At 26.8% G+C, this 14,491-nt stretch carries 17 protein-coding genes; 14 read left to right on the top strand and 3 right to left on the bottom strand.

From position 1 onward, the window contains the following. Positions 1-9: 9 nt before the first annotated feature. Positions 10-1,473, bottom strand: coding sequence for an IS1182 family transposase (locus tag FGL08_RS10525; RefSeq protein ID WP_138208895.1), 1,464 nt, complete (start codon positions 1,471-1,473; stop codon positions 10-12). Positions 1,474-2,003: 530 nt separating this feature from the next. Here FGL08_RS10525 and FGL08_RS10520 point away from each other — a divergent pair. From FGL08_RS10520 to FGL08_RS10505, 5 genes are all read left to right on the top strand, one after another. Continuing rightward, positions 2,004-2,963, top strand: a complete 960-nt coding sequence (locus FGL08_RS10520; protein WP_138210748.1) for a toll/interleukin-1 receptor domain-containing protein — start codon at positions 2,004-2,006, stop codon at positions 2,961-2,963. Positions 2,964-3,402: 439 nt separating this feature from the next. Continuing rightward, entirely contained in the window at positions 3,403-4,920 is a 1,518-nt protein-coding gene (locus FGL08_RS10515; RefSeq protein ID WP_197733550.1) for a hypothetical protein, read from the top strand. Positions 4,921-5,522: 602 nt separating this feature from the next. Further along, complete coding sequence (locus FGL08_RS13450) at positions 5,523-5,690, top strand: DNA methyltransferase family protein (RefSeq protein WP_171012054.1); 168 nt, start codon at positions 5,523-5,525, stop codon at positions 5,688-5,690. Positions 5,691-5,733: 43 nt separating this feature from the next. After that, entirely contained in the window at positions 5,734-5,928 is a 195-nt protein-coding gene (locus FGL08_RS10510) for a restriction endonuclease subunit S (protein WP_341472368.1), read from the top strand. Between the two features lie 616 nt (positions 5,929-6,544). Further along, entirely contained in the window at positions 6,545-8,344 is a 1,800-nt protein-coding gene (locus tag FGL08_RS10505; protein WP_138210746.1) for a hypothetical protein, read from the top strand. A 285-nt stretch (positions 8,345-8,629) separates the two neighbouring features. Here FGL08_RS10505 and FGL08_RS10500 read toward each other — a convergent pair whose 3' ends face one another. Beyond that, positions 8,630-9,088, bottom strand: coding sequence for an ImmA/IrrE family metallo-endopeptidase (locus FGL08_RS10500; RefSeq protein ID WP_171012053.1), 459 nt, complete (start codon positions 9,086-9,088; stop codon positions 8,630-8,632). Positions 9,089-9,103: 15 nt separating this feature from the next. Beyond that, a complete protein-coding gene (locus FGL08_RS13605) occupies positions 9,104-9,550 on the bottom strand; it encodes a helix-turn-helix domain-containing protein (protein WP_243117977.1) in 447 nt (148 codons plus the stop codon). 188 nt (positions 9,551-9,738) lie between these two features. Here FGL08_RS13605 and FGL08_RS10490 point away from each other — a divergent pair, with 188 nt between their 5' ends. From FGL08_RS10490 to FGL08_RS10455, 9 genes are all read left to right on the top strand, one after another. Beyond that, entirely contained in the window at positions 9,739-9,936 is a 198-nt protein-coding gene (locus FGL08_RS10490) for a hypothetical protein (protein ID WP_138210744.1), read from the top strand. A 32-nt stretch (positions 9,937-9,968) separates the two neighbouring features. After that, positions 9,969-10,763: a phage antirepressor KilAC domain-containing protein gene (locus tag FGL08_RS10485; RefSeq protein WP_138210743.1), complete on the top strand. Its 795-nt coding sequence runs from the start codon at positions 9,969-9,971 to the stop codon at positions 10,761-10,763. 21 nt (positions 10,764-10,784) lie between these two features. Then, positions 10,785-10,961 carry a hypothetical protein gene (locus tag FGL08_RS13445; protein WP_171012052.1) on the top strand — a complete coding sequence of 59 codons (177 nt, stop codon included), beginning with the start codon at positions 10,785-10,787 and terminating at the stop codon, positions 10,959-10,961. 12 nt (positions 10,962-10,973) lie between these two features. Next, positions 10,974-11,189, top strand: coding sequence for a hypothetical protein (locus FGL08_RS10480; protein ID WP_138210742.1), 216 nt, complete (start codon positions 10,974-10,976; stop codon positions 11,187-11,189). A 9-nt stretch (positions 11,190-11,198) separates the two neighbouring features. Further along, entirely contained in the window at positions 11,199-12,119 is a 921-nt protein-coding gene (locus tag FGL08_RS10475; RefSeq protein ID WP_138210741.1) for a putative phage replisome organizer, read from the top strand. A gap of 87 nt (positions 12,120-12,206) precedes the next feature. Further along, positions 12,207-12,629 carry a sigma factor-like helix-turn-helix DNA-binding protein gene (locus FGL08_RS10470; protein WP_243117976.1) on the top strand — a complete coding sequence of 141 codons (423 nt, stop codon included), beginning with the start codon at positions 12,207-12,209 and terminating at the stop codon, positions 12,627-12,629. 213 nt (positions 12,630-12,842) lie between these two features. Then, on the top strand, positions 12,843-13,322 hold the full coding sequence (locus FGL08_RS10465; protein ID WP_138210740.1) for a hypothetical protein: 480 nt from the start codon (positions 12,843-12,845) through the stop codon (positions 13,320-13,322). Positions 13,323-13,553: 231 nt separating this feature from the next. Further along, complete coding sequence (locus FGL08_RS10460) at positions 13,554-13,982, top strand: chloramphenicol resistance protein (RefSeq protein ID WP_138210739.1); 429 nt, start codon at positions 13,554-13,556, stop codon at positions 13,980-13,982. Positions 13,983-14,005: 23 nt separating this feature from the next. Further along, positions 14,006-14,485, top strand: a complete 480-nt coding sequence (locus FGL08_RS10455) for a hypothetical protein (RefSeq protein WP_138210738.1) — start codon at positions 14,006-14,008, stop codon at positions 14,483-14,485. The last annotated feature ends 6 nt before the right edge of the window (positions 14,486-14,491 follow it).

Raw genomic sequence — 14,491 nt, 5'->3', positions numbered from 1 at the left:
CGGGTATATTTACTGATTGCTTAGAGTCAATATTCTCTTCAAGTTTACAGCAAAAATGGTCAATGCACCTTGCATTTGCATGCCAACAAGACCTGCGGCTGACGCAACATCATACCCATGTCTATGTTTCATTTCACTATTTTTAGCTTCAATTTTATATCTCTCTTTTGATTTTTCTTTAAAAAAATCAGTTTCTTGAAATTCAATATGTTTTTGATGCGTATTCGTTTTGATTGAAACTGAGTATGATTTAGTTTTAGCACCTTCTTTATAGCACCCTTGTTTTAAAGGGCAACACTGACACTTTTTAACATCAAAAAAATAAGAAATTACTGTACCTAGTCCATCTTTGGCATGTTTTTTAGGTCTAGTACTAGTTTTCTTAGTACTCATATGGCCAGCTTCACACGCATACATATCTGCATCTTTATTATATTCAAACTTCGTTTTAGTTTGTCTTTTGTTACCATGAGATACTGATTTACTAAGCTTTGCAATTAGATTTTTTTCACTTTCATTTACATATTCTATATTTTCTTTTTCTGAATAAGCTGCATCTCCAATAATATTTTCTATGTTTAAGCCAGAGGCTTCGCTCTTTTCAATAAGTGATTTTAGTTGTTTTCCATCGTGTTTTTCTCCCGAAGTAACTACAGCAGCAGTAATAATACGTTCCTCAGTCATTGCAATATGAGTTTTATACCCAAAGAAAGATGTATCAGCAGTTTTGTGTCCAACTTTTGCGTCAGCATCTTTAGAGAATGACAAAACCTCTAAATCATCTTCGATTGTTTCTTTTAATAAATTTAATTTTTCTTTTACAGCTGGATAACTTGAAATGACCTCTTCTTTTTCAATAACTGATATAAGTTTTTGACAATACTCTATTTCATCCTCAAGAAGACCGTTGTTAACTTTATTAGGAAACCTTGCTTTCATTGACTCATCAATGTTATAAACTGACTTTCGAAGTTTTTTAGATTGTTCAATTAAAACTTCCCTAGGTGTTTTTTGATTGTATCTAGCTTTGGTATGAGTTGAATCAACAATAATTGATTTTGATTTTATAATTTCCTTTTCCAATGCTATTTCTACGGTTTTAGAAATTAGCATGTCCATTAGATTAGTGTCCTTTAAGCGTAGCTTTCTAAATTTAGTTAAAGAACTTGGATTAATTACATCCTCCTCCGGAGCCATATCTAAGAAATATTTAAAAGACATATCATATTTAGAGCGTTCAACAACATCTACATCAGAAATATTGAAAATAGTTTTTAGTAAAAGATATTTAAACATTCTTATTGGGTCAATCGCTCCGCGACCGTTATTATTGCAATATGTAGAAACTAATTCATCGTAGATGAATGAGAAATCTACCATTTCTTTAATCCTTCTCAACATATTATCTTTAGGGATAATCCTATCATATATATCACCATATTCGCTTAATATCATCTTTTGATGCATTAACATAAAATCACCTGCTTAAATTAGTAATATAAAAATTATACTAAAAAATAGACATAACATCTACACAAACTGTAGTGTTATGTCTATTAAGATTAGGAGGGTACTTTTTCAGTACCCTCGAGAAATTGCTCTTTTTTTATTTGTGTTAGACTTAATTAATATTTTCCATTTTGAAATGTTGCTATGTTTATGATACTTAACCCATACCTATTATAAGAATGACATGAGCATGAAGTATAGGTAAATCAATGGTCTTGAGGCTCTATACTAAATTAATTTGAAATTTTAGAAATAACTATTTATAATAGGATAATTTTATATAGTTAATAAGTTGCATACATAATCTAGATAGGCTATAGTTTTTGTAGGGCGGTTAAGGATTATAATGAAACTAAATATAATCTAGAATAATTAAAAAAATTTAGTATATAGTATATACTTTAAATAATTATTTTAAGATTAATTATGGGTCATCATAGTATAGCATAAGATAATATTTATGTTGAGAAAATAAATGAAAGAAGGTTATTTATATGAGTAGGAATAAAAAGGGAGATGTATTTTTATCATACTGTTGGGCAGATAAAGAAATTGTTGATGATATAGATAATTATTTTCGCAATCGTGGAATTGTTTTTAGAAGGGATAATAGAGATATTGAAGCATGGGAAAGTATTCGGGCATTTATGAACTCTATAAGAGAAAGTGACTATATGATACTTATAATAAGTGATAGATACTTAAAATCAATTAATTGTATGTATGAAATTTTAGAATTAGTGAAAGAACGAGAATATAAGAATAGAATAATTACAGTTGTATTAAACAATAAAATATATGATACAATGGAAAGGTTAAATTATATTAAATATTGGGAGAAAAAATACAATAACTTAAGCAGAAAAATTTCTGAAATAAATTGTTTGGAAAATGTAGGGAAGTCAATAGAAGATTTAAAAAGAATTAAGCAGATATCTCAAACTATTGGAGAGTTTTTGGACTTAATAAGTGATTTGAATAATCCATCTTCACAAGATGTTAAGATAGAAATTTTGAAAAAACTAAATGGAAAACATATTGGAATCGATCAAAAGATAGATGGGTTTGAAATTTTTTTAAATGCTCTAGATGAATGTAAGTTTATAGAGTTAGCTCTTTCAGCAGAAAATCCATATGGTGAAAAGAAGTATATTTTGGAAAAGTATGATGTAGACAATGATATTCATGGAGTTAGCATGAAATTTTATTTAAAAGATATAAATAATGCAGAGGAGCTTAAATTGATTGTTTCAGATATTACACGAATAGAAAAAAATACAATGGAAAGTGAGCAGCATAAGAAGTTTTATATGTGCTGCAAAGATAGAATCGCTGAAGATAAATATAAACAATTTATTAAAATGAAAAGTTATGGATTTAAAAGCGATCCCCAAGAGGAATTTGATTTATTAAATAGGACGCAAAATATTCATAGATGTATACTGTTATTTTAATCTTTGATTAATTTTTTAATAGATGCTTATTTAGTACATTAAAATTAATGAAAGACTTGTGAATTTAAAGGAATTTACGAAGAATTAATACTGGAATACTATATATGCAAGTAAATACATTATATTTTAATACAACTTAAAAAAATCCCTTCTGCTAAGTTAATGACACGAATTTCTCCAAATAATGAATGAAAATACTAATACAACAAAACATTGATAACAATGGCGTCAAGTAGGATTGGTCAACAAGTCAATCCCTTATAAATGTATAGATAAAGCCATAAAAATAGTCTAAATAATAAACAAAACTCCTGATTTTTCTCTGACCTAGCTTGTTAGTGATGTGCTATAATAATGACATAAGCATGAAATATAGGTAAGTCAATGCATTAGAAGTTCTATTTTAATTGAAACTATTAATAAGGTAGGAGAGTATTAATTGGATATTTTTTCGACACGTGAAATAGCTGTTATGATTTGGTCTTCAGTGTTTTTATTTTTTATACTCAAATATAAAAATACTAGAGAATCTATTGCTAATATAATAGAAATTTTATTTTCTAAAGTCATTATAATACCATTTATATTAATAATGAGTTACTCAGTATTTTTATTATTTGGATTTACGAGGTTTAAAATAAAAGAATATATTGAATTTAAGGAAGTAATCATGTGGTTATTATTTTCGGGGGTTCCATTATGTTACAGTGTAGCAACAAAAGCACCAGATAAAAATCATTTTAAAGAAATCATTAGTAAAAATATAAAGTTTGTAATTTTAGTGGAGTTTATTATATCCACATTTACATTTTCATTAATAATAGAGTTATTAATATTGCCTATGTGCACTTTATTATTTATGTTGGAAGCAGTATTTAGTATGAAAAAAGAATATAGGGGAGTAAATAAATTTATTTCTAATATCTTAGCAATTGCAGGGTTTATTATATTATATATGTCATTTTCTTTAGCAATAAAAAATTACAAAGAACTTAATTCAATTAAATCTTTGGTAAGTATATTAACACCAATTATGTTATCAATATTATATTTACCGATTATTTTTTTATTTGGGATATGGTTTAATTACGATAATATTTTCTTTAGGTTAAAAACTAACTTTAAATATAACTTTAAAGTTTTAAAGAACAATATTAAGAGGGATAAAAGAATAAAATATAAATATAAAATAGTAAAAGTTGATGACATATCAACAGGAGTTGCAAAAAGAAAATCTATAACAATTATTTTAGAAGAGCAATATGGTTTAAAAGATATAGAAAACATATGCATAGAGCAGTTTGCTAAATATAATTATAAAAATGATGTAGTATGGATATATGTTGCAACTAATAAAGAAAATTATATAATATCAAATTGGATAGTGCAAGCTCAATGGATAAGTTCTAAATTAGAAAACAAATTTAGACCTATGAAAATTGGTGAAATGATAAAAGATGATATCAATTTCAAATATAATAAATCTTATTATAAACAAGAAGAATATTATAGGAGAAATATATTCAAAGATGATAAATCATTATTTATAAATAATATGAAATTATATGATAAGGTCTCATCTATATACAACATAATGTCAGGAGGTTTTGAAGATAGAGAATTTAACGGTTTTTTTAATATATGTCAACAATATAAAGATTGTATAAATAATATAAGTTATAAATATGGGGATATAGGAATTTCAAAGAGTATTGAATTTGAGGACTATCTGCAAAGGTTTCAAAATTATATAGCATTGATAGGGAATATAATATTAGTTACTTTAGATGAATCAAGAGAATTTAAAAATAAAAAGTATTTAATTCAATCAAATATGGAAGAACTAGATAAAGTAATATCTAAAATAGAAGGTGAAAGATATTATTGGATGAAGAAATTAGGGATAACTTTAGAGGAGTATGAGCGAGCTAAATTCAAAGAGAATACTGTGGATTAGCTATATTAAATACGACAAATTAAATTAGAATAATAGTATAGTATAACTATATATCATGGAGAGTAATTATTGTTAGAAAAAAGTATAGCAAAGATTATAAAAAGTAAATAGTAGTTTTAATTAATAGGGAAAAGTTTAGTGTATATTAATAGAGAATAAATTCATTGGGAGAAAGTATATATCTTAATTACAGGAATTTATCAGGGAATTTTTAAAAGGAGGGTTTTAGCTATACAAGAATGAATAATCAGTTGTTAAAATAGACAATACTTATACTTAGTTAGCTCTATTCGACAAGTGACCCTCCTACAATTAGCTAAGACATACCGTGTCAAGCTAATGACATGAATATGTTTTAATAATAAGAAAAATTAAAAACACAATAAAATATAATAAACAACAATATTAGAGAGATTAACTAATAAAGCAATTCTCTCTACAATTATGTCCAAAACCATAAAAATATCCCAATGTTCATCTAATCCTGCTTGTGGTACTGCTGGATTTTTAATAATTAATTAGAATATATATTAGAGAAATGTACAAACCCTGATAGTGTATTTACAGATGAAGAAGGAAATCTGTATAACAAGATTGAGGACATGATGGGAAGTGAAGAATGGAAACATTTTAAAACTGAAATATTATATGGATTTGACTTTGACTCATTCATGTTTATAATAACTTTAATGAACCTAATGCTTCACAGTATAGGTAATCCTAATGTAAGACAAATGGATTCATTATCTAAAAACTATCTTGAGAAGTGAATCTTTTGTTAGTTATATTAGTGAGAAAATTGCAGGTGCGAAAATGCCTAGGGTATCTATGAATGATTTTAGAATTTTTTATGTAGCTGTACCTCCTATTGAATTACAAAATGAGTTTGAAGACTTCATTAAGCAAGTTGACAAATTGAAATTTGAAATGGAGGAGAGTTTAAAAGCATTAGAGAATAACTTTAATTCTTTGATGCAAAGGACATTTAATGGGGAGTTGTTTAATTAAGAGGTTTTTCTGCGATGACTACTCGCTCTAATGATTCCGTCTTATTCGAGATGAGATTAAGGAGCGACTACGTCCCTGAATAATGATTTCTAAGTTAAAGCTATATTTAAAGTTAAGAAGTCTATTTGTATGTTAAATAAATTAATATTATTGAAGAAATTTATTCAAATAATCAATGTGTTTGAATATCAATGGTAGTTAAGGATAATTTTTGAAATTAAGATAGCAAAAAATAATATAATATAAATGAAAGAAAATACAATGAATAATCAATAATTTGTATAACCATTGCAAGAAATTTAATGATTTTGCTTTATAAAAAATTATTATATGTTTTAAATACTAGAAGAAGATAAATGGTTTTGGATAGGGAAAGAAGAAATAGTGGACGGTGATTATGAGATTTGTATAAATAAGTATAAGGAAATAAAAAGTGTAGCTTTATAAAAACAAATAAAGAGTGCAATCGTCATGAGGGGAATTACCAAGGTAACCCATTTTCACGAGAGAGGCACTCATTTTTCTCTAATAATACTATATGCATTATGATATAATATTATATCATGTTTGTCAATAAGATGTAATAAAAAGGAAAAGTAACAACTAGAGGTGACAAATGAATACACAAAAAAAATTATCTGCTAAAAAATATTTTGTTTTTGCTTTTAAAAAATATATATCAAATGAAAATAAAATTTTATCAAAAAAGTTACAACCAAGTATAAGAGAATTGTTATTGGATTATATAAATGTTTATGAAGATATAATTCATAATGTTGATAATAAATTACTTATAAAAGCTAAAAAGGATTTAATCGGAGCTATAATATTTTATTTGAATGAAAGTGTTTTTTACAATAAAAAAATATATAAAGAAGAAATAGATTTTTTAATAAAAGACTTAGGAAATGCTAAAGATGGAAATTTGAATCAATTTGATGAGATAAAAATTTATAATAAGTGTAAATCTATAGTTAAGAAAATAGACAATGATAATATATATAGACATTTAGTCGAGGCAATTAAAAATACTTGTAGTTATGAAGAAATAGATGGAATTATCCAAGCTATGATTAGTGAGTTATTATATGATGGCTTTTCATTAAAATATTTAGAAAAATGGTATAATTCGGATATTTCAAAGTTTTTAAGTAAAATTGAACATGATAATGTAGATCAGATAATAGATTTGTTTTGCCAGTTATTTAAAGAAGATAGTGATTTTAAGTATTATTTAACTATAAAAAGTAAGGTAAAATTAGAAGAAAAAATATATTTAAGTTGTAATTTAATAATGAAAAAGGAAAACTATAGTGAATTATCGCTAATTAGTATTAAAGATGATAAAGAAACTAAAAATTATCTTCAGTATGGACAGGATATTAATGTTTATAGTATAAAAATTAAGGCTAAAGATTATTATAAAGGATTAGAAATAATAATCGACTCCATAGTATCATATTTCCAAATGATAAATTATCTAAGTGATGATAGCTATATTATGTTAAATGATAAAATAGTGGTTAAAATATCAGATGGTGTTTATGAAAAAATAAGAAAAGAAATGTATGATGAAAATATAATTTTTCATGAAACGGAAAGAAGAGAAAAAGGAGATATAAAGGACTTTATATCTTATAGAGATAAAGTATATGCTAAAGGGGTGGGAATAGATGAAATCCCCAATATTCAAAGGACCATAAATATAATTAAAGGTCAAAAGAAACAATCTAAAGAAAATAGATTAATAAATCTTTGGTCTGTTCTTGAGTATATGTTAACTTTTCATAGAGGTGATAGTATAATAGCAAAAGCTAAAGATATAATTCCCAAGGTTTGTTGTTTGTATGTATTAAAAGATAAAATAAATTTATTTTGGAATAGTTTAAATCAATATAAATCTTCGTCGTATGAGATTATTGGAGAAGTAATAAAAAGTTGTAGAGTTTATGAAGATGAGTATAGATATGATTTGGAGAAATTTATAAGTTTTGTTTGTATAAGAGGCGAAAATATAGTTAAAGAATTTGAATTTAATGATGTCTTGAAAAGAGGTATAGCTGAAATAGGTTCTTTATTATTTGATGTAAAAAATAGAAGTAATTTAATAAGAAAACTATCTATAGAGGTAGAAATGGATTTAATTAGAATTTACAGGTGTAGAAATATTTTAATACATTCTGGAAATAGAGATATTAAAAATATTAACTATAAAACTCTAAGATTATATCAATATAACAATAATATTTTGGGTTTGATAATACATTATAAGAGGAATAACCCAAGTTTAACTATTGAAGAAATATTAAATTCAATAGAATATACATATAAAAGATATATTAATAGTATTGAGAACGGAGTTGTAGAAGATGATTTAGTTAATCTGTGTAGACCTAAATATCTGTTTATTGAATAGATAGAAGTTAGAAGAATAATAAAGGATTATTTAATTGATGCAAAAAGCATTTTTGGGTATTAATCTAAATTTAACTGGAAAAATCTTTATGAAAAATTTCATATCACATATTAAATTTTAAGAAGCTATCAGTGGAGTAAACCTAAGTTCTATTAACAGTAATCATATAAATGTCTTAAATTATTTATGGAAGTTTATTTACTCCTCTTTTATCTACAACCACAAATAACATCATTTCCTCCAATACTATAATTTAGCCAGTTACTTAGTTTAAGTAACTGGCTTTTAAAAAATCTTTATTATGCCTAAGCAAGGCTCAAAGTATATTATATAATTGTCTATTTCACAGCATACACCGTATTTTGCTTTGTAATATGATATAGCGTCTTTTAGAAATTCTTCGGTTATGTTTAAATATTCTGCCATATCAAATGAGTTATGTGCTCCATTTTCGAAGGCTTTAATTATATTTTTAATTCCCACAAGTCTTTCGTAGCCCCATTTTCTAGCTATATATTCTTGTTTTCTATTTTGAATTTTGGATTGATCAGTGATGTCACCTACAGTTTTATGAAAATGCCCTAGTTCTTCAACTAATACACAACATCTTTCTTTGTCTGTTTTCAATCTTTTGCTAATAGCTATTCTATTACCTTTGCATAGGCCATCTTTAGTCTTCAAGTCTATTTCTTTAACTTGTATGTTAAGCTCAATTGCTTCTTCAAGTAAAGCGTTATAATTCACCAAATCACCCCATAATTATTCCCATAAATTATCATCATCCATTAGATTTAAATCACGTTGAATATCTTCTTTAGAGAAGTTACCATCCCTATCGTGCGCTGCAAATGGTATCAAATAGTCTTTTTCTTCATAGGTATATTTTCTTATTTCTGTAAGTTCCTCAACTCTTTTAGCTGCTTCTTTTTTTCCCTTTTTGTTTAGTTTATTAAAGTTTGATAATAAGGTAGTTTCTTCTTTACATAATCCATTATGATTTTTATCTTTTTCTAGTGGTTCAAAGGTTTTTATATCTACATTTAATATATCGCATATCTTAATGACCCTATCAACTGCCATACCACCGATATCTTTATCTAATGCACTTGTTAATGTTGTGCTTGGTATTTCTGCAATTCTTGCAAATTCTCTTATACTATTATATTTGCTTAAAATAATACTCTTTAACTTTTCAGTTTTAGTCATTTTTAGATCACCACCTTTCCCTTACTATATAATACCATATCCAGAATGAAATTTCAATCATTTTAAACGAAATATCATCTAAGAAATAAAAATAATTTAAAATACACCAAAAAAATCGTTGACTTTAAACGAAATATAGTTTAATATAAATTCATAAACGAAATATCGTTAAGTAGGGGGATAGGCATATGTATAACAATTTAGAAGCGGAAATTGCCAGAAAAAAAATAAAAAAGCTATTAATTGCAAAAGAAATAGGACGTACTTATAATACTTTAAATTTAAAATTAGCTGGCAAATATCCATTTACTTATGATGAGGCATTAATAATTCATGAGAAGTTTTTCCCAGAGTGCAATTTCAAAGATTTATTTAAAAAGTCATAGGTAAAAAACTTAAACTAAACAGGGGTGATTAAATGGATAATTTAAAGGTGTTTAATAATCAGCAGCTTATACCATTAAAAGAAAATGAAACTGGTGAAGTGTTAGTAAACGGAAGGGATATATATGAATTTCTAAAAGTTCAACAAGATTTTTCTGATTGGATTAAAAAACAATTTCAAATGATTGGAGCAGAGGAGAATAAAGACTTTACTTGCTTCCCTTTTAAAAGGGAGGGGAATAATGCAACTTTAATAGAATATGCTCTAACTTTAGATAGTGCAAAGGAAATTTGCATGGTGGCAGGTGTAGCTCCAAGGACTAATGATGAAACAAAAAAACTTAGTAGAGAGGCACGACAATATTTTATAAAGGTAGAAAAGGCATGGAATAGTCCGGAAATGATAATGAAAAGGGCCTTAGAGATTGCGAATAAAACTGTGGAAAATCTAAGGCTAGAAAATCATGAGCAAAAGAAACAACTTGAAGAACAAAAACCAAAGGTATTATTTGCAGAGGCCGTATCAACTTCCAAGACTTCAATATTGGTTGGAGAGCTTGCAAAGATTTTAAAGCAGAATGGTGTTGATATGGGACAAAATAAACTTTTTAAATGGCTTAGAGATAATGGTTATTTGGTTAGAAGGACCGGAAGTGATTACAATATGCCAACTCAGTATAGTATGAGTTTGGGATTATTTGAAGTTAAGCAAACAGCCATAACTCATAGTGATGGACATATAAGCATAAGCAAGACACCAAAGATTACAGGAAAAGGTCAGGAGTATTTTATTAATAAGTTTATTAAAAATCATTATATAAGTTTATGATAGAGTGGGGGATTTTTAGGTATGAGTAAAGCGTTAGAAGTTCTAATTAAAAGCATTAATTCACAAATAGTTACATTAAATCATAATAATTTTAAAATCTATGATGAGGAAAATCCAACATGGAATATAGAGATTATTTATTATGATAAATCAGAGGACAAACTTTATTTTAGGTGTAGGGAAGATGATAAAGCATAAGTGGGTGATTAAATGATAAGAGAATATACAACTAAATCAGCTATGGTTACAGAAATTATAGAAGACGAATGCCATAATAATAGAGCCGAATTTAATGGAGCTGATGGATTGAGAACATCAAGAAAGTGTTTATTTATAGATTATGAAAGCGATAATTCCGAAATAGTGGTTCACAATTTAACAGAAGAGGAGTTAATAGAGATTAAGAATATAATAGGAGATCTATAGGAGGAACATATGTCGGAGGTAAAGTGGATAAAAATTGTTACGGATATATTTGATGATGAGAAAGTACTGCTTATAGAGAGCATGCCTGAAGCTGATAGCATAATAGTTATTTGGTTTAAATTATTATGTCTAGCAGGTAAAAAGAATAATAGTGGGGTATTCCTGTTAAATGACAGGATACCCTATACAGATGAAATGTTATCAACTATATTTAGAAGACCTATAAATACTATAAGATTAGCATTAAAAACCTTTGAGGGTTTTGGAATGATAGAAATGGTGAATAACACTATAACTATTCCTAATTGGAGTAAACATCAGACTTTAGACCAGATAGAGGAAAGAAATAAATACATGAAAAATTATATGAGGAATTATAGGGAAAAACAAAAACTTTTAGCTAGTGGAGAATGTGAAGTTAACGGTAAAGTTAACAGTAAAACTAACAATAAAATTAACAGTAAAGTTAATGTTAGCGAACTAGAAGAAGAAGTAGAAAGAGAAAGAGAATTAGATATAGATAATAATAATATATCTAAAGATGCACTTAATACTAAAGTACAACCTATAGTAGAGAAATGGAACAGTTTAGAACTTCAGAAAATCATATCAATTAATCCAGGAACTAATAGATATAAACTTTTAAATGCAAGAGTTAAGGAATATGGATTGGATAAGGTTATATATGCTATAGATAATATAAATAAATCTTCATTTTTAAAAGGACAAAATAATAAGGGATGGACCATAACCTTTGACTGGTTAATTAAACCTAATAACTTTATAAAAGTTTTAGAGGGAAATTATGAAGATAAAATTCCTACAAATAATTTTAAAAGAAAATATGATAAAAAGAACAGTTTTTGTGATTATGAACAAAGAAACTATGATTTTAATGATCTAGAGAGAAAAATATTAGGGTGGGATTAATAATCTGCGGCATGTTTTATTGGAGAGTGGAATATTTGATTTAGAATCTAAAGGTTGTTACGTATAATGGAAAAAGAGGTGATTTGTATGAATCAATATAAGAGAACGGAAGATATATTACATAATTACAAAACAATAAAAGCAGAAATTAAGAATATACTAATTGAAATAGAGGATATAGAAAATTCATATAGAGGTGTAAGAGGTGTATCTTATTATGATATGCCTAAAGATCATAATATTAGTAGTTCTGTAGAGAATGAAATAGAGCAGAAGGAAAAGAAAATTGAATATTTAAGTCAACTTGTAATAAAAAAAGAAAATCAAGTTAAACGTATTGATAATGCATTGGAGACTTTAACAGATTCTGAATATAAAATAATTAAATATAGGTATTTTGATAAAATATCAAATAGAAAATTAGCTGAAATACTTGATTTGACAGAACAAAATACATCGATTATTAAAAGTAAAATAATAAATAAAATATCAAAGCTAATATTTTTTTAAACAAATATTAAATAGATATTAAACATATATTAAGTCATAGTTAAAATACTGTGCTAAACTATTATCATAAAGAGTGCTGGGAAAACCGGTGCTCTTTTTTACTATGCATAGTGGTTAAAAAGTGATTCTATAAAAATTATAGAATGTAATCAAAGTTAAATACAACTTAAGTTAAGGTATTAAAAAATAATAAAATAGAGAGGAATGATATAATTGACAATTAGAAAAAGACAAATTCAAGCTAACTATTTAAAAGTAAACGACAAATATGAATTATTAGGTACAGGTTTTACAGAATTAAACGAGAATCCAGGTGCACAATCAGCTAGTAAAAGATATATAAATCAATCTAGTGCTATACAATCTGTTACAGGCTATGAGTGGAACACATCTTTTAATGCTGACCAAATACTAAGTGAAGCTGCCATAGAACACATAAAAAGTGTTGGGGAAATGCAGAAAACAGGTGTTGATACAGAAGCAGAATATATAATTGTAGATTTAGACAAGCCTGCTGAAACTACAGGATTTAGAGCAAGAAAGCTTAAGGTAGCTATAGCAGTAGAAGCTTTTGAAGCTACTGAAGGTGAACTTGGAATGACAGGAAGTTTCTTAGGTATTAGTGATCCAATAGAAGGAACTTTTGATACAAATGAAAAAACATTCAAAGAAGGTTTTAAGCTTAAAGCTTAATTTTAAATACCCTCAAGAGCATAAGGATTAATAATTAATATTACGCTAATAAAATAGCTACGCCCCAAAAATCTAGATATGAAGGGGATAAATGAACAATAAATATTATGCTAATAGAATATTAAGATTTAAGTAAAAAAGTGAGCTTGAGGGTGAAATATAGGATAAATAAACATATATAAAACATAGCATTGAAAAAACAATAGCTGATTTTATAGGAGGCAGGAATAAATGATAATAGATAAAATTACAAACTATATAAGAACTTGCCCTCACCTAGATATCTTTAATAATGCTATAAGGTTAAATGTAGATTATTTAGATTCTAATACAGATACCTATTCTATAGAAGAAATTCAGGGAGAACCTATATTAAAAAAATACATTAATGGCGACAGTATATGTCAGTATGATTTTATATTTACGTCTAGAGAATCATTTGGTGATGAGGTATTTAAAAATATAGATAATAGTGGATTCTATGAAAAGTTTGTAGAATGGATTGAAGATCAAAATCATAATAAAGTATTTCCCAATCTAGAAAATGGGCTTGCACCTCTTGAGATTAAAGTTACTAGTACAGGGTATGCTTTTCCAGTAACAAATAACACAGCTAAATTTCAGATACAACTGAGGTTAAAGTATTTTAAAAAGAAATAATAAAATAGAGAGGAATGATATAATTGACAATTAGAAAAAGACAAATTCAAGCTAACTATTTAAAGATAAATGACAAATACGAATTATTAGGTACAGGTTTTACAGAATTAAACGAGAATCCTGGTGCTCAATCAGCTAGTAAAAGATATATAAATCAATCTAGTGCTAGTCAGTTTATTACAGGGTATGAATGGAACACATCTTTTAATGCTGACCAAATACTAAGTGAAGTTGCCATAGAACATATAAAAAATATTGGTGAAATGCAGAAAACAGGTGCTGATGCAGAAGCAGAATATATAATTGTGGATTTAGATAAGCCTGCTGAGGCTGCAGGATTTAGAGCAAGAAAATTTAAGGTAGCTATAGCAGTAGAAGCTTTTGAGGCTAATGAAGGTGAACTTGGAATGACGGGAAGTTTCTTAGGTATTAGCGATCCAGTAGAAGGAACTTTTGACACAAATAAAAAGACATTCGTAGAAGAGTTTACACATAAAGCTTAATTTTAG

The organism is Hathewaya histolytica, assembly GCF_901482605.1.
Taxonomy (GTDB): Bacteria; Bacillota; Clostridia; order Clostridiales; family Clostridiaceae; genus Hathewaya; species Hathewaya histolytica.
This window is presented reverse-complemented; position numbering and strand designations above follow the sequence as displayed.